A 21764-nucleotide genomic window follows, 5' to 3' on the forward strand; every position below is an offset into this window, starting at 1 on the left:
GCAAACCCATCCCCATGGACAAGCTGTGGGCGGAGGAGGGCGAACGCGGCGTCTCCGAGCCGGCGCTGACCGTCGATGTCGAGGGTTTCGAAGGGCCGCTCGATCTGCTTTTGCACCTGGCGCGCAACCAGAAGGTCGATCTGGCGCGGATTTCCGTCCTGGCCTTAGCGGAGCAGTATCTGCAATTCGTCGAGCGGGTTCGGCGTATGCGGCTGGAACTTGCCGCCGACTATCTGGTGATGGCGGCATGGCTCGCCTATCTGAAGTCGCGCCTTCTGATCCCCCAGCAGCAGGGCGACGAGGAGCCCTCCGGCGAGGAAATGGCGGCGCTGCTGCAGTTCCGCCTGAAGCGGCTCGAGGCCATGCGCGATGCGGCCGCCCGCCTCGTCAACCGCAACCGGCTGGGGCGCGACGTCTTCGCCCGCGGCATGCCGGAGCCGGTGGTCGTCGAGAAGAAGAGCGACTATTCGGCAACGCTCTACGACCTGCTGACCGCCTATGCCGGCCAGCGCCAGCGCCGCGCCATCACCAATGTGCAGATCGCCAAGCGCGGCGTGTGGTCCTTGAAGCAGGCGCGCGACATCCTCACCCGCATGGTCGGTGAGCTTTCCGAGTGGACTGCGCTCGATCGCTTCCTGATCGCCTATCTGACGCGGCCGGAGGATCGGACGACGGCGGTCGCCAGCACCTTCGCTGCAAGTCTGGAGCTGGTGCGCGAAGGGGCATTGGAAATCCGCCAGCACGAGCCCTTCGCGTCGCTCTATATGCGAAACGGCCCTAAACGGCCGCTGGACAACCGGGAAATGCCATGAACGAGAGCGCGAACGTGGTTCCATTCCGTGCCGAGGACAACGGCCCGGCGGACGACACGCGGCAGCGGCCGGCGGGCGGCATCGCCTTCGCCGAAGCCAAGCGCATGGCCGAAGCGCTTGTCTTTGCAAGCGCCGAGCCCGTGTCTTCCAAGGCGCTGGCCGACAGGCTGCCGGACGGTACCGACGTTGCGGCGGTTATGGAGGAGTTGAAAAGCGACTATGCACGCCGCGGCGTCAATCTCGTGCGGGTGGACGACTGCTGGGCCTTCCGCACCGCGGGCGACCTCGCGTTCCTGATGAGCCGCCAGTCGACGCAGCAGAAGAAGCTGTCGCGCGCGGCCCTCGAAATGCTTGCCGTCATCGCCTACCATCAGCCAGTCACGCGCGCCGAGATCGAGGAGATCCGCGGGGTGGAGACCTCCAAGGGCACCCTTGATATCCTTCTGGAGACCGGCTGGGTGCGCATGCGCGGGCGCCGCCGCACGCCGGGCCGACCCGTCACCTACGGCACGACGACCGACTTCCTCGACCATTTCGGCCTTGAGGAGTTGCGCGACCTGCCGGGGCTCGACGAATTGAGAGGGGCGGGGCTGCTTTCTTCCCGCATGCCCACAAACTTCTCCGTACCGCAGCCGCCGGTCGACGCGGACACGCTGGGCGAGGACGAGGATCCGCTGACGGATATCGACCTCGAAGAACTCGGCCTGTTGACACCGCGGGTCGAGGGTGATTGACCGCTTCCGGCGCACGGACAGCGCCGGAAGGATGAGAACGCCGCAACGATGAGCGAGACGGACGAAAAGCCGGCGCGGGTGACCGCCGGAGTTACCTTCGCCGCCCGCCTGGCGTTCGAACAGGTCAGCCACCGCTTCGTGTCCGACCAGGTCACACTCGAGGACGTAACGCTGGCTGCCGAGCCGGGCGAGGTTTTGTGCCTTCTGGGGCCGTCGGGCTCCGGCAAGACGACGCTTCTCAGGATTGCCGCCGGCATCGAGACCCAGAGTGCCGGACGCGTGCTCCTCAACGACCGGGAGATTGCGGGGCCTAACGTCTTCCTGCCGCCGGAGCAGCGCTCCATCGGCCTCGTCTTCCAGGACTTCGCGCTCTTTCCGCATCTCACCATTCTCGACAACGTGCGTTTCGGCCTTACTGCCCTGTCGCGCGAGGAGGCGAAGGGCGAGGCGATGATCGCGCTTTCGCGGGTGGGGCTGGAGGGTTATGCCGGGGCCTATCCGCATGTGCTTTCGGGCGGCGAGCAGCAGCGCGTGGCGCTGGCCCGGGCGCTTGCCCCGCGCCCTGCGGTGCTTTTGATGGACGAGCCCTTCTCCGGCCTCGATTCCAGGCTCAAGGACACGGTGCGGGCTGAAACACTCGCCATCCTGCGCCAGAGCCGGGCGACGGCCATCGTGGTGACCCACGATGCGGAGGAAGCGATGCGGCTGGGAGACCGCATTGCGTTGCTCAGGGCGGGGCGGCTGGTGCAGGTGGGAACGGCCGAGGAACTCTATCTGAGGCCGGCTGATCTTTTCGTCGCCGGCTTCTTTTCGGAGCTCAACCTTTTCGATGGGCGCATGGCGAACGGTGCGGCCGACACGCCGCTTGGACGGTTTCCCGCACCGGATCTGGCCGACGGGACGCCGGTGACGGTGGCCGTCCGGCTTTCCGGTTTCGAGGTGGGCGAGGAGGGGCAGGGCGTGCCGGCGCGGATCGTCTCCAGGCGCTTTCTGGGCGTTGTGGAGCTTCTCGAACTGGCGGTCGAGGGGGTCGAAGAGCACGTGCGCGCACGCATCCGCCGCAGCCAATTCGCACCCGGTGTGCGCGACATATCGCTCAACGTGCGCCCCAGCGACGTTCTAGTGTTTGAAAGACGGCGCGAAAGCGCATAAATCAGAACGACAACTGAACTTCAGGCAAAAGAGATCATAATCATGGGTTCCCTATCGATCTGGCACTGGCTCATCGTGCTTGTGGTGGTTCTGCTCCTGTTCGGCCGCGGTAAGATCCCCGAGCTGATGGGCGACATGGCCAAGGGCATCAAGAGCTTCAAGAAAGGCATGTCGGACGACGAAGCCGAGGAGGCCAAGACCGTCGAACACCAGGCAGACGAGCCGGTGAAGAACGCCAAGGAAAAGGCGAGCAAGTCCTGACGCTGGCATTGGCGCCTGCCGCCTAATCCTTGGAAATGACCGATGTTTGACTTGGGATGGCCTGAACTTCTTGTCATCGCGATCGTGCTGATCGTCGTCGTCGGGCCGAAGGACTTGCCCGGCGTCCTGCGCGGCTTCGGCCGCACGACGACCAAGCTGCGATCGATGGCCGGCGACTTCCGCAAGCAGTTCGACGAAGCGCTGCGGGAGGCTGAGCTCGATGACGTGAAGCGCTTAGCCGACGACGCACGAAAGCTCGACCCGCGCGGTGAGATCAAGAAGCATCTCAGTCCGCTGGAAAAGGCCGGGCGTGACGTCCGCAGCGGGCTCGACGAGACAATGAAACCGAAGGCGGCCTCCGAGGCTCCGGCGGTCGCCGAGGCGAAGCCTGACGCGCCGCCCAGCGAGAAGCCTGCGCCCGCCAAATCCACGGCGGCCAAGCCCACTGCAGCCAAGAAAACGGCGACCAGGCGTGCCACCAAGCCGGCGGCGAAAACAGCTGTACCTAAGAACGCGCCTGGCGCCAAATCCACCGCCAAACAGGCGCAGGCCAAGCCCGCAGCGCGCGGGAAAAAGACAACGGGAACCGCGCCGTGAGCGCCAAGAACGAAGACAACGATATCGACAAGTCATCAGCGCCGCTGATGGAGCACCTGATCGAGCTGCGCTCTCGTCTCATGTGGGCGATCGCCGCCTTTTTCGTCGCGTTTCTGGTCTGTTTCTTCTTCGCCAAGGGCATCTTCAACCTGCTGGTCGTTCCCTTCCAGTGGGCGAGCGACTGGGCGGGTCTCGATTCGGAGAAGGTCGACCTCATCTACACCGCGCCGCAGGAGTTCTTCTTCACGCAGATCAAGCTGGCCATGTTCGGCGGGCTGGTGCTGGCCTTTCCGGTGATCGCCATGCAGGTCTACAAGTTCGTGGCGCCGGGCCTCTACCGCAATGAAAGGCATGCCTTCCTGCCCTTCCTCATTGCTTCGCCCATTCTGTTCCTGATCGGCGGCAGCCTTGTCTATTTCTTCTTCATGCCCATGGTCATGTGGTTCTTCCTGTCCATGCAGCAGGTGGGGCCGGACAACGAGATTCAGATTTCGCTGCTGCCGCGCGTTTCGGAATATCTCGGTCTCATCATGACGCTGATCCTGTCCTTCGGCCTGGTCTTCCAGTTGCCGGTGGTCACGACGCTGATGGCGCGGGTGGGGCTCCTGACCTCGCAGGGGCTGGTCGACAAGCGCAAATACGCCATCGTCGCCGCCTTCGTGGTTGCCGCGGTGCTGACGCCACCAGACCCGGTGAGCCAGATCGGTCTTGCGCTTCCCACCATCCTTCTCTACGAGATTGCCATTTGGAGCGCCCGGATGGTGGAGCGCAGACGCGCGAGGGACGAGGCGGAAAAGGAAAGCGCTGATACGGCGGCAGACACGGAAACCGCTGCCAGAACCGAATCAGCTTCCTAACGACCTCCCGCGTTGCACTTTTTCCCCGGGCGACGGTCATTCGCACGCCCGGAACCTCGATCATGCTTGACATAAAATGGATTCGCGAGAACCCCGAAGACCTCGTGCTCGCGCTGAAGAAGCGCGGGCAGGCGGAGGCCGAGGCGCGGTCCACGGTCGAATCCGTGATCGCCGCCGACGAGGCCCGGCGCACGCATCTGACGAAGCTGCAGGAAGCCCAGGAGCGCCGCAACGCCGCCTCCAAGGAGATCGGCAAGGCGATGGGCGCGGGCGACCAGGCGCTGGCCGAGAAGCTCAAGGCCGAGGTGGCGGAGCTGAAAGGCTTCGTGCAGAGCGGCGAGGCGAAGGAGCGCGAGCTTGACGCGGACCTGCGCGACCAGCTTGCCCGCATCCCCAATGTGCCGCTCGACGACGTGCCGGAGGGCGCGGACGAGAAGGACAATGTCGAAGTGCGGCGAGCCGGGGAGCCGAAGCGCGCCAATTCATGGAAGGAACATTTCGAGCTCGGCGAAGCGCTGGGAATGATGGACTTCGAGCGTGCGGCGAAGCTGTCGGGAAGCCGCTTCACCGTGGTTTCGGGGCAACTCGCAAGGCTCGAACGCGCGCTCGGCCAGTTCATGCTCGACCTGCACACGACCGAGCACGGCTACACGGAGGTGCAGCCGCCGCTGCTGGTGCGGGATGATGCGCTGTTCGGGACGGGACAGTTGCCGAAGTTTGAGGAGGATCTTTTTTTCACCGATCCGCGAACGCCCGAGTGGAGCGAGCGCCTGCGCAGGACGTTGCTGTCTACGGGGCAAGTAACTATTGGCAAAATTAATGATGCAGTTTCACCTCAGCGGATGCGAGAGATAGCTGACGTCGTAGCGCGCAACGCGGCCGACATGTTCTTAATTGACGACTACTTTGCAACCATTGATCCCGCTCTAAGACTCTCGAAAAGACTAGGCCTCATCCCCACCGCCGAAGTCCCGCTCACCAATCTCGTCCGCGAAGAAATCCTCGACGCCAACACGCTCCCTCTGCGCTACACTGCGCTCACCCCATGCTTCCGCTCGGAAGCCGGCTCGGCGGGCAAGGACACGCGCGGCATGCTGCGCCAGCACCAGTTTTACAAAGTCGAGATGGTGTCGATTACCGATGCCGAATCATCGCTTCAAGAGCACGAGCGCATGACCGAATGCGCCGAGACGGTGCTGAAGAAACTCGGCCTTCCCTTCCGCACCGTTGTCCTGTGCACCGGCGACATGGGCTTCGGCGCGCGGAAGACTTACGACATCGAAGTCTGGCTCCCCGGCCAGAACGCCTACCGCGAAATCTCTTCCTGCTCGGTCTGCGGCGATTTCCAGGCGCGGCGCATGAACACGCGCTACCGTTCCGGCGAAAAGCAGACGCGCTTCGTGCACACGCTCAACGGCTCGGGCGTCGCGACGGGCCGCGCGCTGATCGCCGTCATGGAAAATTACCAGAACGAAGACGGCAGCATTAGCATTCCGGAAATCCTGCAGCCCTATATGGGTGGAACAACGAGGATCGAAGCGGCAAAAGGGTAGGGGCCTTGCGCATTCTTCTGACCAATGACGACGGCATCCACGCCGAGGGACTGCAGGTCTTGGAGCGCATCGCCCGTACGCTTTCGGACGATGTGTGGGTGGTGGCGCCGGAGACGGACCAGTCGGGCTTCGCGCACTCGCTGTCGCTGTCCGAGCCGCTCAGGATGCGCAAGATCGACGACCGGCACTATGCACTGCGCGGCACGCCGACCGATTGCGTCATCATGGGCGTGCGCAAGGTGATGGATGCGCCGCCGGACTTGATCCTGTCCGGCGTCAACAACGGCACCAACATCGCCGACGACGTCACCTATTCCGGCACCGTGGCGGGCGCCATGGAAGGCACGCTGCTCGGCATCCGCGCGATCGCGCTCAGCCAGGCCTACGATTTCGCCGAGGATATCCGCTATATCCCGTGGGACACGACGGAGGCGGTGGCGCCACCGCTCCTCAAGAAGCTGGTTGCCACCGACCTGCCCACGGGTGTGTTCCTCAACGTCAATTTCCCCAACTGTCCGCCCGAGGAGGTGAAGGGCGCCATCGTCACCTCCCAGGGCAAGCTCGTGCACGGGCTGTGGATCGACGAGCGCCGGGACGGCAGGGGCTTTCCCTATTACTGGTTGCGTTTCGGCCGCAAGGAGGAGGAAGTGCGCAAGGGGAGCGACCAGGCCGCCGTGCGCGACGGCTATATCTCCGTCACGCCGCTGCATCTCGATCTCACGGCGCACGAGGTGCGCGAACGGCTTTCGAAGGCGCTTTCGTGACTGCAACGGACGACGAACGCGAGGGCTTTGCCGCATTCATGCTGCGCTGCCGCGCGCGGGGCATCGGCTCGAATGCGCTTTTTGCGGCGATGGAGGCGGCGCCGCGCGCCGGCTTCGTGCCGGCCGAATGGCAGAAATGGACGTGGTCGAACCGCACGGTGCCCATCGAGTGTGGTGAGACACTCGAAGCCTGCGACCTGCAGGCGGTGGTACTCGACGCGCTGGAAATCCAGCCGGGCGTGCGTGTTCTGGAGATCGGCACCGGGTCCGGCTATACGGCCGCGGTGATGGCCAAGCTGGCCGAGCGTGTGCTGACCGTCGACCGCTATAAGACGCTGGTCGAGCAAGCGCGTCTGCGCCATGAGGCTTTCGGCCTCGAGAACGTCATCGCCCGCCAGGCGGACGGCCTGGACGGCGTTGCCGACGGCCCGTTCGACCGCATCGTCGTGTGGGCCGCCTTCGAGGAGCCGCCGCGCCGCTTCGTCGATCTCCTGACGAGCGGCGGCATCATGGTGGCGCCAGTCGGCCCTGCCGAGGACGTGCAGCTGATGGCGAAGTTCCAGAAGATCGGCAGCCGGTTCGAGCGCATCGACCTGGAGCCCGTCCGCCTGCAGCCGCTGATCAAGGGCATTGCCGAGGCTCTTTAGAGCAATTCCAGGAAAAGTGGGAACCGGTTTTCCGTCCGGAATTGCGACCAAGCAAAGGGTCGGATTGGATTAACCCGCCAGTAACATTAACGCGCTTTAATCATGCCTGTTTCGAGTAACGGGATAAGTGCGGGTAGCTCCATGCGTTTCGGCATCACAGGACAACATCGAAGCACTCTGGCACGAGGCGCGGCTGTCCTCGTGGTGGGTGGCATCGCCGCCGGCTGCAGCTCGGGCGCCGCCAGCCTGAACGACGGCCTCGTCACCAACTCAACGGGCAGCAACGCTCCAGTCGTGGTGGCCCAGGCGAATCAGCCTTACCCCGGCGATACACAGTCCGGCCGGCGTGAGCAGCCCCGTTACGGAAAGATCGTCCGTCCGCAAGTGCCGGTCGGCGGTGCAACGCAGAGCAGCAGCGCGCCGGCCGCACTTCCTAGCCCCTCGACGCCGGTGTACTCCGCACCAGCAGCAAGCCAGCCCACGGTGTCTTCCCAGCCGTTGCCCCCGCCGACGAGCACGCAGGGAGAACGTTCCGCGCCCGCCACCGCCAGCCCGCAGCAGGCGCACCGCGAGCAGCAACCCGCTCCCAATCCGCCGCAGCCGGAAAGCCAGGCAGCAGTGCTGCCGCAAGCGCCGAAGCCGCAGGAAAAGAGCAATGGGCAGACCGGCAACACATCGCCCTCGGCCGGCGGCTCCTACACGGTCACCTCCGGCGACACGCTCTACGGCATCGCCCGCAAGACCGGCGCCAGCGTTGAGAGCATCAAGCGGGCCAACAGCCTCTCCAGCGGCGTGATCCAGATTGGCCAGAAACTGACGATCCCGTCCGCGGGCGCGACCGTAGCCAATGCGGCGCCGGCGAAGCAGGAGCAGCCGAAGGCCGCCGATCCAGTCACCACGGCCGCCGCACCCCCTTCCAAACAGGAAGAGGAGAAATCCCAGGTCTCCGCCTACACGCCGCCTTCCGACAGCAAGGCCGGGGCCGCGAAGGAGGAGGAATCCACCGAGGTCGCCGCGCTGACGCCTGATTCCACCGGCGTCGGCCGCCTGCGCTGGCCGGTACGCGGCCGTGTCGTCTCGAATTTCAGCGGCGGCAGCAGCGACGGCATTGACATCGCCGTGCCTGAGGGTACCTCCGTGCGGGCGGCGGAGAACGGTGTCGTCATCTACTCCGGCGACGGGCTGAAAGGGTTCGGCAACACCGTCCTGGTGCGCCATGAGGATGGGCTGGTGACCGTCTATGGCCACGCCTCGGACCTGAAGGTGAAGCGCGGCGATAACGTGAAGCGCGGCCAGGAGATCGCGCTTTCGGGCATGAGCGGCCAAACCGACAGCCCGAAGCTGCATTTCGAGGTTCGTAAGGGCACCAGCCCGGTCGACCCGATGACCTACCTCGAATAGGCGGGCGGAGCAGGCGCCCCTTCAGTCTCTGAGGTTCTTCCCCAGCCGGCCGGCCAGGTCCTGGATGAACTGCCAGGCGACGCGGCCCGAGCGGCTGCCGCGGGTGGTCGCCCATTCCAGGGCTTCCGTGCGCAGCGTCTCAGCCTCGATCGGCAGCGCATGGTAATGCGCATAGCCCTCGACCATGGCGAGATATTCGTCCTGTGAGCATTTGTGGAAACCGAGCCACAGGCCGAACCTGTCCGACAGCGACACCTTCTCCTCCACCGCTTCAGACGGGTTGATGGCCGTCGAACGCTCGTTCTCGATCATGTCGCGCGGCAGAAGGTGGCGACGGTTCGAGGTGGCGTAGAGGATGACGTTGTCCGGGCGCCCTTCCACCCCTCCTTCAAGCGCTGCCTTCAGCGACTTGTAAGACGTGTCATCCCGATCGAAGGACAGGTCGTCGCAGAACAGGATAAAGCGGTGCCCATCCGCCTTCACCAGAGCCATGAGCCTTGGCAGGCCTTCGATATCCTCACGGTGGATCTCGATAAGCTTCAAGGGCGCCGCATCCTTATTCCGCGTGCGGTTGACCTCGGCGTGCACGGCCTTGACCAGCGACGACTTGCCCATGCCGCGGGCACCCCACAGAAGGGCATTGTTGGCCGGCAGGCCGGCGGCAAAACGCCGCGTGTTGTCGGTGAGGATGTCGCGTACCCGGTCGACGCCGTGTATGAGCGAAAGGTCGACGCGGTTCACCTTGCCGACCGGCATCAGCGATCCGCTCTCGGCCTGCCAGACGAAGCAGTCTGCTTCCTCGAAACGCGGTTCGTCCGCGCGGGCAGGGGCCATGCGGGAGATGACGTCGATCAGCCGGTCCAGCTTCTGGTTCAGCGCTTCGATGGTCTTTTCGCTCATGATCACTCTTCGAGCCGGCGGTGGCTCACATGTCAGTACCGTACGGTACGGTTCTGTCACAGCCATTGACGATTTGCAAGCTTGGCGCCGCGCGACGGCAAAGGGGGAAGACCGGCCGCGGACAGTTGCAAACGGGGTGCGAACATCTATATTCCCGCGCGAGCTTGACGGCTGGGAATTTCCGGCCCTTTCCGTACTTTCTAGGAGTTTTTCATGTTTGTGACACCGGCTTATGCCCAGGCGGGCGCGGGAGCACCCGACATTTTCGTCAGCATCCTGCCGTTCGTGCTGATTTTCGTGATCATGTATTTCCTTATCATCAGGCCGCAGCGCCAGCAGATGAAGAAGCGCAACGAGATGCTGGCGGCGGTGCGGCGGGGCGACACGGTTGTCACAGGGGGCGGGCTTGTCGGAAAGGTGACAAAGGTCATCGGCGACAACGAGCTGGAAGTGGACCTGGGCGGTGGCACCAAGGTGACGGCGGTACGCTCCATGCTTGCCGATGTGCGGGTCAAGGGCGAGCCGGCCGTCGAGAAGACCGCCAAGAAATAGCCCTATTGCAGGCGGAAGGCCGGGCTTAGGCCCCAACAAAAAGAGGCAGCATGTTACATTTCCCGCGCTGGCAGACGATCCTCATTTGGCTGGCCGTGGCGCTCGGCGTTGCCTACGCCGCTCCGAACGTCCTTCCGCAATCATACTTCTCTTCGCTGCCGGGCTGGGCGCCGTCGCGTCCCATGACGCTGGGGCTCGACCTGCAGGGTGGCTCGCACATCCTGTTGCAGATCGACCGTGGCGAGCTGATAGCCGAGCGTCTGACGAGCACCCGCGATGACGTGCGCCGGCTCCTGCGCGGCGAACGCATCGGTTATACCGGCCTGTCCGTCTCCGGTCAGGCCGTACAGGTGCGCATCCGCGATGCAAGCGAGGTGGATGCGGCGAGACAGGCGCTGGACGAGTTGGTGCAGCCCGTTGCCTCCGGTCTGCTCGGCTCCGGCACGATCAGTGAACTGTCGTTGACAGAGCCGGAGCCCGGCCTTTTGCGGCTGGACCTGACGGAGGAGGGCATCAGCTACCGCCTGGCCAGCGCACTCGAACAATCGATCGAAGTGATCGGCCGCCGTGTCAACGAACTGGGCACCACAGAGCCCGTCATCCAGCGCCAGGGCGATGACAGGATACTTGTCCAGGTGCCGGGCCTCGACGACCCCGAGCGGCTCAAGGACATCCTCGGCCAGACCGCCAAGATGACTTTCCAGATGGTGGACCAGTCGGTACCCGTCCAGGAGGCGATCGAGGGCAGGCCGCCGGCCGGCACGACGGTGATGTACTCGATGGACGATCCGCCGGTGCCCTACCTCATCGAAGACCGCGTCATCGTTTCGGGCGAGAGCCTCGTCGACGCTCAGGCCACCTTCGACCAGCGCACCAACGAGCCCGTCGTCTCCTTCCGGTTCGACACCAGGGGCGCCACCCGCTTCGGCCAGGCGACCCAGGAAAACGTCGGCCGTCTCTTTGCAATCATTCTCGACGGACAGGTGATCTCGGCGCCGCAGATCCGCGAGCCGATCCTTGGCGGCAGCGGCCAGATCTCCGGCAATTTCACCGTCCAGAGCGCCAACGATCTTGCTGTGCTTCTGCGTGCCGGCGCGCTGCCGGCGACGCTGACGGTGATCGAGGAGCGCACGGTGGGGCCGGGCCTCGGGCAGGACTCCATCGACGCCGGCAAGGTCGCGTCGATGATCGGTGCGGCGCTCGTCGTCCTTTTCATGATCGCCGTCTACGGGCTGCTCGGCATCTTCGCCGTTGTCGCGCTCGTGGCGAATATCTGCATGATCGTGGCGATCCTCTCCGGCTTGGGCGCCACCCTGACGCTGCCCGGCATCGCCGGCATCGTGCTGACGATGGGCATGGCGGTCGATTCCAACGTGCTTGTCTTCGAGCGCATACGCGAGGAACGAGCCGGCGGCCGGTCGATCATCCAGGCGGTCGATTCGGGCTTCTCGAAGGCGCTGGGCACCATCGTGGATGCCAACGTCACCACGCTGATCGCCGCTGTCATCCTGTTCTATCTCGGTACCGGTCCCGTGCGCGGCTTCGCCGTGACTTTAGCCATCGGTATCATCACGACCGTCCTCTCCGCCTATACGCTGACGCGCTGGATGGTGGCGGAGTGGGTGAAGCGGCGCAGGCCGAAAGAGCTGCCGCGCATGCCGCTTCAAGTCGTGCCGACGGAGACGGGCATCGGCTTCATGTGGCTGCGCCGTCTTACCTTCACGCTCTCGGCGGCGGCGTCGATCGCCGCGGTCGCGCTCTTCGTCACCGTCGACATGAACTACGGCATCGACTTCAAGGGCGGCTCGATCATCGAGGTGCAGGCGAAGGAAGGCGATGCCGATCTTGCCGATATCCGCAGTCGCCTCTCGGGGCTCAATCTCGGCGAAGTACAGGTGCAGGAGTTCGGAGACCCGCGTGAGGTGCTGATCCGCGTCCAGGCGCAGGATGCCGGCGAGAGTGCCGAGCAGAGCGTCATCGCCAAGGTGCGGGGCGAACTCGAGAACGACTATACCTTCCGCCGCGTCGAGGTGGTGGGGCCGACGGTCTCCAGCGAGCTCGCACGCGCCGGCACGATCGCCGTTCTGGTATCGCTGTTCGCAATCCTGATCTACATCTGGCTGCGCTTCGAGTGGCAGTTCGCCGTGGGTGCGATCTTGGCGACGCTGCATGATGTGATCATGACCATCGGCTTCTTCGTCATCACCGGCATAGAGTTCAACCTGTCGAGTATTGCCGCCATCCTGACGATCGTCGGCTATTCGCTGAACGACACGGTGGTGGTCTACGACCGCGTGCGCGAGAATCTGCGGCGCTTCAAGAAGATGCCGCTGCCGCAGTTGCTCGATCTGTCGATGAACCAGATGCTGTCGCGCACGGTCATGACCTCCGTGACCACGCTTCTGGCACTGGTGGCACTCTATATCTTCGGTGGCGAGGTGATCCGCTCCTTCACCGCGGCCATGATCTTCGGCGTCATCATCGGTACCTACTCCTCGATCTTCGTTGCCGGGCCGCTGCTCATCCTGTTCAGGATGCGGCCCTCGGTGGCGCAGGCAGGGACCCAGGAAGAGAAGAGCGGCGACGAGGTGGCGGCCAAGTAATGAGTGGTGGAGTGCAGATCCGCGCGGCCCATTTTCCGGGCCGCGCCGCAATCGACGCCTATGGCAATGGCGGTTTCCGTTTTGCCGAGATGTCCCATCGCGGTTCGATCCTATGTCTTCCCTCCGGCATTCATGGCTGGGCGGCCGAAGACGCCACGGCGCTGGGCGAAGAGGATTTCGCCCGACCGCTGGCGGAGGCGGACGCCATTGAAATACTGCTGGTGGGAACCGGTAGGGCGCTCTTGCCTCTGCCGGCCGCACTCCGCGTGAAGCTGAAGGAAGCTGGAATGGCGGTCGAGACCATGGCGACCGGGGCGGCAGTGCGCACCTTTAACGTGCTTTTGGCCGAAGAACGCGCGGTGGCCGCGGCACTGATCGCCGTCGATTGAGAATGAGCCCGGCCGAGACCGAGGCGCTTGCGATCGTCCGCCAGGCCGATCCCGACCGATATCTTGCCACCCTTTACGCACCGGTGGCGCGGCGCGGTGCACTCTTCTCGCTCTACGCCTTCAATGCCGAAATCGGGGCGGTGCGCGACCGCATCAGCCAGCCGCTTCCCGGCGAGGTGCGCCTGCAGTGGTGGCGAGATGTACTGGCGGCGGGCGATCCGGAGGCGGCGGGCGGGCATCCAGTGACGACCGCTCTTATCGAGACGATCCGCGCCCATCGCCTACCGGCCGCCACTTTCGAGAACATGCTGGAAGCGCGCATCTTCGACCTCTACGACGATCCCATGCCGAGCCGAACCGATCTGGAAGGCTATTGCGGCGAGACGGCGTCGGCGCTGATCCAGCTCTGCGCTCTCGTGCTCGATGTCGAGGCAGCGGGACGGACGGCGGCGCTCGCCGGCCACGCCGGCTGCGCCCAGGCGATTGCCGGCCTTCTGCGGCTGTTGCCGATCCACCGCCGGCGCGGGCAGTGCTACATTCCGCTCGACATGCTGCAGGCGGTCGGCACCACGCGTGAGGCGCTGATTGCCGGTGAAGACAGGGAGGGCGCGGCGCGGGCGGTTGCCGCCATGACAGCGCTTGGGCGGGAGCATCTGGCGGCTTTCCGCGAGGGCGCGGGAGCGCTGCCCGGCTCGCTGCGCCCGGCCTATCTGCCTGTAGCCCTTGCCGGTGCTTATCTCGACCGCATCGAACGTGGCGCCGTCGACCCGCTGGAGGATATTGCCGCCATCTCTCCCATGCGTCGCCACTGGCTGCTTCTCAGCCACGCCATGCGCGGTTGGTGATGCCACCCAAGGCGAAGGCGCCCCATTTCCACCGCCCTTTTTTGCTCTCGAAAGCTGTTTTCCTTAATCTTTTGACGTCCGGGGGAGATTCGCGATGACAGCGCTGGAAGGGAACGCGGGAACAGGTTGGGGCGCGGTATCCTTGGAAATGCTCGCCGGCCTGCGCGAGGCGGTCTTCCGCTTTCCCGTGGCGACAGTGTTTCTGCTGGCGACGGCCGTTCAGCAGCACCTTCTGATTGCCGATATCCGCCTCTTCGATCTGGAGGGGCATGGTCGTGCCACCTTCCCGGAGTTTGTCGTGGGGCTGGCGAGCGGTGCGCTGGCTGCGCTCGCTGCCACGCTCCTTGGTGAGGCACATGGCATTTCAAGGCTAGGGCGATTTGCTATGGCCGTCGTGGCAGGTCTGGCCGCTTTCTCCCTGGTCGGGCTTCCCTATACTTTCCTCTCGCTGCAATGGGCGTTGATCCTGGCGCTTATCGGCCTCGTCCCGGTCGCCCCGTTCATAGGGCGCGGCGGCAGCGGTTCATTCTGGATGTTTTCGGCACGGGCCGCCTTCGCGGTCTTTCTCGGTCTCCTGGCACTGCTTTTGCTCGCCGGGGGCATCTCGGCGATTCTCGCAAGCCTGACGCTCCTTTTCGGGCTCGACGTGCCGGATCGGCTTTACGAGCACGTCTGGGTTTTTACCGCGCTCTTTGCGGCACCCCTTTTCGGCATGGGGCAACTCCCCGACCGCTTCGACGAGAAGCCGGGCGAAATCGTCACGGGCTTCATGGATCGCGGTATGCGCGCGCTAGGCGATTTCCTCGCCGCGCCGCTGCTCATCGTCTATGCGATCATCCTGCACCTCTATGCACTCAAGATCGCTGTCACCCGCGAGGTGCCTGAGGGTCAGATCGGCTGGCTGGTGCTGGCCTACGGCCTGTGCCTCTTCGGTGCACTCCTGATCATCAACCCGTTCTTCGACCGGGCGCGGGCGCCGACACGGGCTTTCCTGCGTTTGTGGCCATTCTTCCTGCCCGTACCGCTTGCGCTTCTCTTCTATGCGTTGGCTTTGAGGGTAGGAGAGTACGGCATCACGCCAGACCGTTTCCTGCTCGGCCTCTTCGGCAGCGTCATGGCGATCGTCCTCGCCCTGCAGCTCTTTCCGCGTCTGCGTGGCGATATCCGCCTGATCGCCGGCCTGCCGGTGGCTGCCCTCATTCTCGGGAGCTTCGGACCGCAAGGTGCGCTCGGTGTTTCGCTGAGGAGCCAGGCGAGCCGTTTCCTTGAGATCGTGCAAAATCCGCCGGTGGAGGAAGGGCGCGAGAAGGAGGCGCTCAGTGCGCTGACCTTCCTGGATGGCCATAAGGCGCTTGGGCGTGTGGCACCGGAGGGAACCGAGATCTCGCCCGACAACGCTTACATAGAAACCGCCAAGGCCTGGCGTCTTAACCCGGCACGACGGTTTTCCGGACCGCGCGGTTTCTCGCTTGCCTTCGACTCCGGGCCTGCCGCCCTTGCGGTGGCGGGATTCGAAGTGATGGTGCAGAACTTGGATATCTCCGCTGTCAGCGAGTCTCCGGTTCCCGTCCGTCTGCCCTCGGGGCGCGAGATTTCCTTCAGCCTGAGGGACAACGCGCTGCTCGTGACGTCGGGCGAGGAGACCGTTCGCTTCACGATTTCGGCGCAAACGGTCGAAGACATGGCGCGGATCGGCGGGGCAGACGAGCCGATGGCGTTCCCCCTCAGCGCGGACGGCCGCAGGATCACGCTGGTGCCAACCTACATCTATGCCGACATCGACGCACCGCGCCTGACGGTTTTTCAGGGAACGGTCCTGCTCAGGTCAGCCAATTGGTAGCGCTTCTTCCCTTCCGGTGAAGGGAGGGAGCGGGGCCATTACTCCGCCGCCGCTCTCGCCGCGATGCCCAGCCATTCACGGCAGTCGGCAAGCGCACGTGCGCTGATCGCACGCTTCTTCGCCAGCGTCTTCTCCTTGCCGCGCAGGCGCTTGCCTTCCACCTTGGGGACCTCGACCGGTGAAAAGAGCCCGAAATTGACGTTCATGGGCTGGAAGGAGCGTTTTCCCGGCTCGTCGTCGGCTAGAATATGCCCGCCGCTGATATGGTTCACTAACGCGCCAAAGGCGGTGGTCGGCGGGGGCGGCGCGATAGGACGGCCGAGACGCTCCGCGGCGGCGAAGCGGCCGGCAACGAGCCCCATCGCAGCGCTCTCCACATAGCCCTCGCAGCCGGTGATCTGTCCGGCGAAGCGCAGGCCCGGCCGTGATTTGAGCTGCAATGTGCCGTCGAGCAGCGCCGGCGAGTTGATGTAGGTGTTGCGGTGCAGTCCGCCGAGGCGGGCGAACTCGGCGTTCTCTAGCCCCGGAATCATGCGGAAGATGCGCACCTGCTCGCCATATTTCAGCTTCGTCTGAAAGCCGACCATGTTGTAGAGCGTGCCGAGCGCATTGTCCTGGCGAAGCTGCACGACGGCATAAGGCTTCTCGTCCGGCTTATGCGCGTTGGTGAGCCCCATCGGCTTCATCGGCCCGTGGCGCAGCGTCTCCGGTCCCCGCTCGGCCATCACCTCGATCGGCAAACAGCCGTCGAAATAAGGCGTGCCTTCCCATTCCTTGAAGCTGGTTTTCTCGCCGTCCAGCAGGGCTTGCACGAAAGCTTCGTACTCGGCCTTGTTCATCGGGCAGTTGACGTAGTCCTTGCCGGTGCCGCCGGGGCCGACCTTGTCATAGCGCGACTGGAACCAGCAGACATTCATGTCGACCGTGTCGAAGTGCACGATCGGCGCGATGGCATCGAAGAAGGCGAGCGCCTCGGCGCCCGTGGCCGCGCGGATAGCCTCGGCAAGGGAGGGTGCGGTGAGGGGGCCGGTGGCGATAATCGCCTGGTCCCATTCGGCCGGCGGCAGTCCGCCTACCTCCTCGCGCACGACCGTAATCAGCGGATGTGCCTCGATGGCGCGGGTGACGGCTTGCGAAAAACCCTCACGGTCGACTGCAAGCGCGCCACCGGCCGGCACCTGGCTGGCATCGCCCGCGCGCATGATCAACGAGCCGGCCAGCCGCATTTCGGCATGTAGAAGGCCGACCGCATTCGTCTCGGCGTCGTCGGAGCGGAAGGAGTTGGAGCAGACGAGCTCGGCGAGGCCGTCCGTCTTGTGCGCATCCGTGCCGCGCACGGGGCGCATCTCGTGCAGGATGACGGGCACGCCGGCCTCGGCCGCCTGCCAGGCGGCTTCCGAGCCCGCAAGCCCGCCGCCGATCACGTGAATGGGTGCATGTGTCATGGCGCCGAGATAGGGTGAAGTGGGCGCGAATGCAACGAAAACCGGGTTGCGGCGTTGATTTGCGGCTGTGGCGGGAGGCCTCGGTTTGGCGGGTCGCATGCACATACGAGAATCGGTTCTCGCGCTGCTTTTCGCGGCGGCTGTCGTGCCGGGCGCGGAAGCGATGTCCGTGCCTTCACATATTTACGTCTGCAGTGGCTACGGCTGTGCCTACAAGACCCGTCTTGTGATTACCGACCAGATGCGCCAGCGTTTCGTCGCGATCATGCGCGGCGGGCATGGCTCCGCCGCTGAGGAGCAGGCGGCGATTGCCAAAGCGGTCCAGTATTTCGAAGAGCTGGTGACGAAGACAATAGGCGTTGCCGACAAACCGAAGGGAGAAATCGGCGGGGCGCGTGTGAAGGGACAGATGGACTGTATCGACGAATCGACCAATACGCGCGTCTTGCTTGACCTTCTCGACCGCCTGAAGCTCTTGCGTCATCATCGGGTGGAGGGAAACGCCTCGCGCGGGTTCTTCCTCGACCAGCGCTATCCGCACGCGACTGCCGTCATCAAGGCGCCGGACGGAACGCGCTGGGCGGTCGACAGCTGGTACGAGCCCGCAGGAGGTCCTCCAGACATCATGCCGCTTGAGCGCTGGCGCCAGCGTGGTGTGTTGGGAGAGCGTTAGAAGGGAAGAAAAAACAACACCCGCCGGGGGAGGAGGTCCGGCGGGTGTCGTTTTGGTGACCGGCGATCGGGAGGAGGTGAAGGCCGGTCGCATCCGTCAGGGTTGGGAGGAGGTAACCCTGGCGAAATTCGTGTTCGTTAGAGAGACTTGCGCGCCACGAACGGGATGTCGCCACGGGCGATGCCGAGGTCGTTCAGCTCGCGGGTGGAAAGGCGGCTCAGTTCGTTAACCGTCTGCCGGTAGCGGCGCCAGTTACGGTAGTTGCGGATCAGGTTCATCGTCTTGCTCGCTCTGTGTTCGTCTTGGTTCGTTCAACCATCTTGTGAGCGAGAGATAGGCTCGTTCGTCACGCATCGGAAGAGCTAATGTTGCATAGCAGCAATGCGTATTGTGCATTGCATCATCAATAAGCCACGGGCTTGTCACAATATGCGGTTCGTCCGCCATCTTTGTTTAAAAAACATTGGCCGATCAGGGCATTGGACGATCCCGCCGGCGATTGCGGTGTGCTTCTCAGTTCACGAACGTGCTGCGGACCCTCGCCGATCTGTAGACGTAGGGGGGCAGCTGTGGAACGGGACCGCCGTTCAACCTAAGCGTTCGCAGCGCTGAAGAAGCCGAATGCGGGCAAATTTCCTTTGATCACCCAGGCTCAAGTGATATAGAACCCGCGCTTTCGGGAGCGTCGGCTTTCGGAAAGCGGGTGTGGTGGAACTGGTAGACACGCAGGATTTAGGTTCCTGTGGCGCAAGCCGTGGGGGTTCAAGTCCCTCCACCCGCACCAGGCCACCCCGGAAAAGATCTTTCGGCAGGCTGAGCGGTGATACGCCGTCGGGCAGCGGCGCTGAATGAACACAAAGGTTTTATGATGCAGGTTAGCGAGACACTCAATTCAGGTCTGAAGCGCGAGATCAAGGTCACCGTGCCGGCCAAGGACATGGAAGCCCGGCTGATGGAGCGGCTGGAGGATGCGAAGAACAAGGTGCGGCTGAAGGGCTTTCGCCCCGGCAAGGTGCCGTTGCAGCATCTGCGCCGCATGTACGGCAAGTCCTTCATGGCCGAGGTGGTCAACGAGATCCTGTCCGATTCCTCCAAGTCCATCATCGAGGATCGCGGCGAGAAGCCGGCCATGCAGCCGGAAATCTCCATGACCGAGAATGAGAAGGAGGCCGAGAAGGTTCTTGCCGGCGCCGCCGATTTCGAGTTCTCCATGAGCTACGAGATCATTCCGCCGATTGAGATCAAGGACCTCGCCGACATCAAGATCACTCGGCCGGTCTACGACGTGCCGGACGAGGAGGTCGAGGAGCAGGTCAAGCGCGTGGCCGATTCCGTGCGCACCTATGAGCCGAAGGACGGCAAGGCGGAAGAGAACGACAAGGTCACCATCGACTACGCCGGCAAGGTGGACGGCGAGCTGTTCGAGGGCGGTTCGGCAACCGACTCGGAACTCGTGATCGGCCACAACCAGTTCATCCCCGGTTTCGAGGAGCAGCTGGTCGGGCTGAAGGCGGGCGACAAGAAGACCATCAAGGTGACGTTCCCGGCCGAATATGCCGCCCAGCACCTGGCCGGCAAGGAGGCCGAGTTCGACATCACCGTAAAGCAGGTGGCCGGGGCGGAAGAGCTGGTGATCGACGACGAGCTGGCGAAGAAGCTGGGTCTGGAATCTGCCGAGAAGCTGCGCGAGATCATCCGTGGCCAGCTTGAAAACCAGTTCGGCCAGGTTACCCGCCAGAAGGCCAAGCGCCAGCTTCTCGATGCGCTGGACGAGACCTACAAGTTCGAGGCGCCCTCGAAGCTGGTGGATGCCGAGTTCGACAACATCTGGGCACAGGTGACCCGCGACCTCGAGCAGGCGAACCGCACGTTCGAGGACGAGGACACCACCGAGGAAGAAGCGCGGGAAGAGTACCGCAAGCTCGCCGAGCGCCGTGTGCGGCTCGGCCTCGTTCTGGCGCAGATCGGTGAAGAGGCGAAGGTCGAGGTCGGTGAAGACGAGATGCAGCGGGCGCTGATCGAATCGATCCGCCGCTATCCGCAGCATCAGCAGCAGGAAATCTATGACTTCTACCGCCAGAACCCGCAGGCGCTGGCCAGCATCCGCGCTCCGTTGTTCGAGGAGAAGGTGGTCGACCACCTGCTCACCCAGATCGACGTCACCGACAAGAAGGTGAGCCGAGAGGAGCTTCTGGCGGACGACGAGGACGAGGCGGAAACGCCGAAGCCGGCGGCCGAGAAAAAGGCCGCGCCGAAGAAGAAGGCGGCGCCTAAGAAAGCTGCACCCAAGAAGGCGGCAGACAAGAAGGCTGAGGCAGAATAGACCTGCCGGCTGTCGTCAGCGGCGGTGTGACGAAACAAGAAGGCCCTCGGTCACCAGCCGGGGGCCTTCTCTTTTCGCCTACAGATATTCGACGATGCGGCGCCCGGCGGAGATGTATTTCAGCGGATTGACGGCGGTGCCGTTGTGCCGCACCTCGTAGTGCAGGTGCGGGCCCGTGGAGCGGCCGCTGCTGCCGGCCTGACCAATGACCGCGCCGGCATCGACCTTGTCCCCCGGCTTGACCAGGATTTTGCTCAGATGGGCGTAGCGGGTGGTGATGCTGCCGCCATGGTCGACCTCGACCATGCGCCCATAGCCGCCGTTCCAGCCGGCGGTGACGACCGTGCCGGCACCCGTGGCCTGGATCGACGCACCGCGGCGAGCACGAAAGTCGACGCCGGAGTGATGTGCCGGCCGCCGCAGGATGGGGTCGCGCCGCAGGCCGAACCCGCTGGTCACGGCCGCGCCTGGAAGCGGGTTGGCGATGGGGATACGCCGTGCCGTCTGTTTCAGCTCGTCAAGCCGCTGCAGCGCCTCGTCGAGCTCGCGCACCTTCTCTTTGAAGCCAGCATTCGCCGCCGGCGCGATAAGCGGGCCGCCGACATCTTCTTCTCCATAGCCGTCAGCAACGGAGATGCCGGCCGAACCGAGCGCATCGGCGATCGTCTCGGCGGTCCTGTACACCTCCTCGGCAAGTGTTTCCACGCGTTCGATCTGCTCCGCCTCGATATCGCGCAGCGAGTGGTCGATAGCCGCGAACGTGCGATCAGCCTTTGTGACTTCGGTTTCCTGGCTGATGCCGCGGATCGGCCAGGGCATACGCGATGACGTCACAGCGGCATAAGTGGTGCCGGTGACCATCTCATCGAGCTGAAAGCCATCGCCATCGGCGCGGATATCGGGACGCGGGGAGGGGACGGGTATCTCCTCGCCGCTTGGACCTCCTGTGCGCTCCAGAACGGGAACGAGTTGACCGTGGCGCTCGCTCAGCCGCTCCTGGCGTTCGATGAGCTCGCCCACCTTACGCTGCATGAGCTGCTGGTCCAGCAGCTGCCGGCTGGTGACACGGTCGACCTGCGCTCTGAGAGCGGAGATGCGGTCCTCATAGGCCTGTTGCAGGCGTGCCTGGCGCGCCATTGCGGAGCCGATGAGATCGTCGCGCATCACCAGATAGGCTGTCGCCGCGAGATAGCCCACCGCCGCGACTGTCAGCGCCGTGCCGGCAACCGCCGCCAGCCAGGGGCGTACCGTGAAATAACGGATGTCGTCGCCGTCCGCGACGATAATCGTTGTCGGCTTTCTGCGCCTGCGGAATATATCCGCCCCTTGTAATCGCTTCACCGGTCTGAGAGTCCATTTGTCTAGGATTCCAATTAAACCGATTACACTCCATTAGGGTTAACAAAGGCTTTGCCA

Annotated in this window: 21 protein-coding genes and 1 tRNA gene; 18 read left to right on the forward strand and 4 right to left on the reverse strand. The window is 64.2% G+C overall.

Annotated elements, in window-relative coordinates:
- The first annotated feature begins 14 nt into the window (after nucleotides 1–14).
- From N5A92_RS09840 to N5A92_RS09885, 10 genes are all read left to right on the forward strand, one after another.
- Nucleotides 15–812, forward strand: coding sequence for a segregation and condensation protein A (locus tag N5A92_RS09840; RefSeq protein ID WP_260902344.1), 798 nt, complete (start codon nucleotides 15–17; stop codon nucleotides 810–812).
- Complete coding sequence (scpB, locus tag N5A92_RS09845; RefSeq protein ID WP_260902194.1) at nucleotides 809–1546, forward strand: SMC-Scp complex subunit ScpB; 738 nt, start codon at nucleotides 809–811, stop codon at nucleotides 1544–1546. The genes N5A92_RS09840 and scpB overlap by 4 nt, the downstream gene beginning before the upstream one ends.
- A gap of 48 nt (nucleotides 1547–1594) precedes the next feature.
- Nucleotides 1595–2698, forward strand: a complete 1104-nt coding sequence (locus N5A92_RS09850; RefSeq protein WP_260902195.1) for an ABC transporter ATP-binding protein — start codon at nucleotides 1595–1597, stop codon at nucleotides 2696–2698.
- A 42-nt stretch (nucleotides 2699–2740) separates the two neighbouring features.
- A complete protein-coding gene (locus N5A92_RS09855; RefSeq protein WP_260902196.1) occupies nucleotides 2741–2959 on the forward strand; it encodes a twin-arginine translocase TatA/TatE family subunit in 219 nt (72 codons plus the stop codon).
- A gap of 42 nt (nucleotides 2960–3001) precedes the next feature.
- Complete coding sequence (gene tatB / locus N5A92_RS09860; RefSeq protein WP_260902198.1) at nucleotides 3002–3556, forward strand: Sec-independent protein translocase protein TatB; 555 nt, start codon at nucleotides 3002–3004, stop codon at nucleotides 3554–3556.
- A gap of 47 nt (nucleotides 3557–3603) precedes the next feature.
- On the forward strand, nucleotides 3604–4413 hold the full coding sequence (gene tatC, locus N5A92_RS09865; protein WP_260902346.1) for a twin-arginine translocase subunit TatC: 810 nt from the start codon (nucleotides 3604–3606) through the stop codon (nucleotides 4411–4413).
- Nucleotides 4414–4475: 62 nt separating this feature from the next.
- Nucleotides 4476–5966: a serine--tRNA ligase gene (gene serS / locus N5A92_RS09870; RefSeq protein WP_260902199.1), complete on the forward strand. Its 1491-nt coding sequence runs from the start codon at nucleotides 4476–4478 to the stop codon at nucleotides 5964–5966.
- Nucleotides 5967–5971: 5 nt separating this feature from the next.
- Nucleotides 5972–6730: a 5'/3'-nucleotidase SurE gene (gene surE / locus N5A92_RS09875; RefSeq protein WP_260902200.1), complete on the forward strand. Its 759-nt coding sequence runs from the start codon at nucleotides 5972–5974 to the stop codon at nucleotides 6728–6730.
- On the forward strand, nucleotides 6727–7377 hold the full coding sequence (locus tag N5A92_RS09880) for a protein-L-isoaspartate(D-aspartate) O-methyltransferase (RefSeq protein ID WP_260902201.1): 651 nt from the start codon (nucleotides 6727–6729) through the stop codon (nucleotides 7375–7377). The genes surE and N5A92_RS09880 overlap by 4 nt, the downstream gene beginning before the upstream one ends.
- A gap of 141 nt (nucleotides 7378–7518) precedes the next feature.
- Nucleotides 7519–8778, forward strand: coding sequence for a peptidoglycan DD-metalloendopeptidase family protein (locus tag N5A92_RS09885; protein ID WP_260902202.1), 1260 nt, complete (start codon nucleotides 7519–7521; stop codon nucleotides 8776–8778).
- Between the two features lie 21 nt (nucleotides 8779–8799).
- On the opposite strand, the gene N5A92_RS09890 is transcribed toward N5A92_RS09885, so the two are convergent.
- On the reverse strand, nucleotides 8800–9678 hold the full coding sequence (locus N5A92_RS09890) for an ATP-binding protein (RefSeq protein ID WP_260902203.1): 879 nt from the start codon (nucleotides 9676–9678) through the stop codon (nucleotides 8800–8802).
- Between the two features lie 213 nt (nucleotides 9679–9891).
- Between N5A92_RS09890 and yajC the strand changes: the two genes are divergently transcribed.
- The 5 genes from yajC to N5A92_RS09915 all read left to right on the forward strand — a co-directional run bounded on the left by yajC (nucleotide 9892) and on the right by N5A92_RS09915 (nucleotide 15907).
- The gene (gene yajC, locus N5A92_RS09895; RefSeq protein WP_260902204.1) at nucleotides 9892–10230 is read left to right on the forward strand and encodes a preprotein translocase subunit YajC; all 339 of its coding nucleotides are present in this window, start codon (nucleotides 9892–9894) and stop codon (nucleotides 10228–10230) included.
- A gap of 50 nt (nucleotides 10231–10280) precedes the next feature.
- On the forward strand, nucleotides 10281–12833 hold the full coding sequence (gene secDF, locus N5A92_RS09900; RefSeq protein ID WP_260902206.1) for a protein translocase subunit SecDF: 2553 nt from the start codon (nucleotides 10281–10283) through the stop codon (nucleotides 12831–12833).
- Entirely contained in the window at nucleotides 12833–13222 is a 390-nt protein-coding gene (locus tag N5A92_RS09905) for an Mth938-like domain-containing protein (RefSeq protein WP_260902209.1), read from the forward strand. Before secDF ends, N5A92_RS09905 begins: the two co-directional genes overlap by 1 nt.
- A 2-nt stretch (nucleotides 13223–13224) precedes the next feature.
- Nucleotides 13225–14067: a phytoene/squalene synthase family protein gene (locus N5A92_RS09910; protein WP_260902212.1), complete on the forward strand. Its 843-nt coding sequence runs from the start codon at nucleotides 13225–13227 to the stop codon at nucleotides 14065–14067.
- A 94-nt stretch (nucleotides 14068–14161) separates the two neighbouring features.
- Nucleotides 14162–15907 (forward strand): DUF4153 domain-containing protein, encoded by a 1746-nt coding sequence (locus tag N5A92_RS09915; protein WP_260902214.1) that lies wholly within the window; start codon nucleotides 14162–14164, stop codon nucleotides 15905–15907.
- A gap of 38 nt (nucleotides 15908–15945) precedes the next feature.
- Here the strand turns inward: N5A92_RS09915 and trmFO are convergent, their stop codons facing one another.
- Nucleotides 15946–17352 carry a methylenetetrahydrofolate--tRNA-(uracil(54)-C(5))-methyltransferase (FADH(2)-oxidizing) TrmFO gene (gene trmFO / locus N5A92_RS09920; RefSeq protein ID WP_260902215.1) on the reverse strand — a complete coding sequence of 469 codons (1407 nt, stop codon included), beginning with the start codon at nucleotides 17350–17352 and terminating at the stop codon, nucleotides 15946–15948.
- A 97-nt stretch (nucleotides 17353–17449) separates the two neighbouring features.
- Between trmFO and N5A92_RS09925 the strand changes: the two genes are divergently transcribed.
- On the forward strand, nucleotides 17450–18025 hold the full coding sequence (locus N5A92_RS09925) for a hypothetical protein (RefSeq protein WP_260902217.1): 576 nt from the start codon (nucleotides 17450–17452) through the stop codon (nucleotides 18023–18025).
- Between the two features lie 137 nt (nucleotides 18026–18162).
- Here the strand turns inward: N5A92_RS09925 and N5A92_RS09930 are convergent, their stop codons facing one another.
- Nucleotides 18163–18303, reverse strand: coding sequence for a DUF1127 domain-containing protein (locus tag N5A92_RS09930; RefSeq protein ID WP_260902219.1), 141 nt, complete (start codon nucleotides 18301–18303; stop codon nucleotides 18163–18165).
- Between the two features lie 421 nt (nucleotides 18304–18724).
- Between N5A92_RS09930 and N5A92_RS09935 the strand changes: the two genes are divergently transcribed.
- Together N5A92_RS09935 and tig are read left to right on the forward strand one after the other, a co-directional pair.
- A tRNA-Leu gene (locus N5A92_RS09935) sits at nucleotides 18725–18809 on the forward strand.
- An 84-nt stretch (nucleotides 18810–18893) separates the two neighbouring features.
- Nucleotides 18894–20348 (forward strand): trigger factor, encoded by a 1455-nt coding sequence (gene tig / locus N5A92_RS09940; protein ID WP_260902348.1) that lies wholly within the window; start codon nucleotides 18894–18896, stop codon nucleotides 20346–20348.
- A gap of 78 nt (nucleotides 20349–20426) precedes the next feature.
- Here the strand turns inward: tig and N5A92_RS09945 are convergent, their stop codons facing one another.
- Nucleotides 20427–21689, reverse strand: a complete 1263-nt coding sequence (locus N5A92_RS09945; protein ID WP_260902220.1) for a peptidoglycan DD-metalloendopeptidase family protein — start codon at nucleotides 21687–21689, stop codon at nucleotides 20427–20429.
- Between the last annotated feature and the right edge of the window lie 75 nt (nucleotides 21690–21764).

The organism is Chelativorans salis (assembly GCF_025336525.1).
Classification (GTDB): Bacteria; Pseudomonadota; Alphaproteobacteria; order Rhizobiales; family Rhizobiaceae; genus Chelativorans; species Chelativorans salis.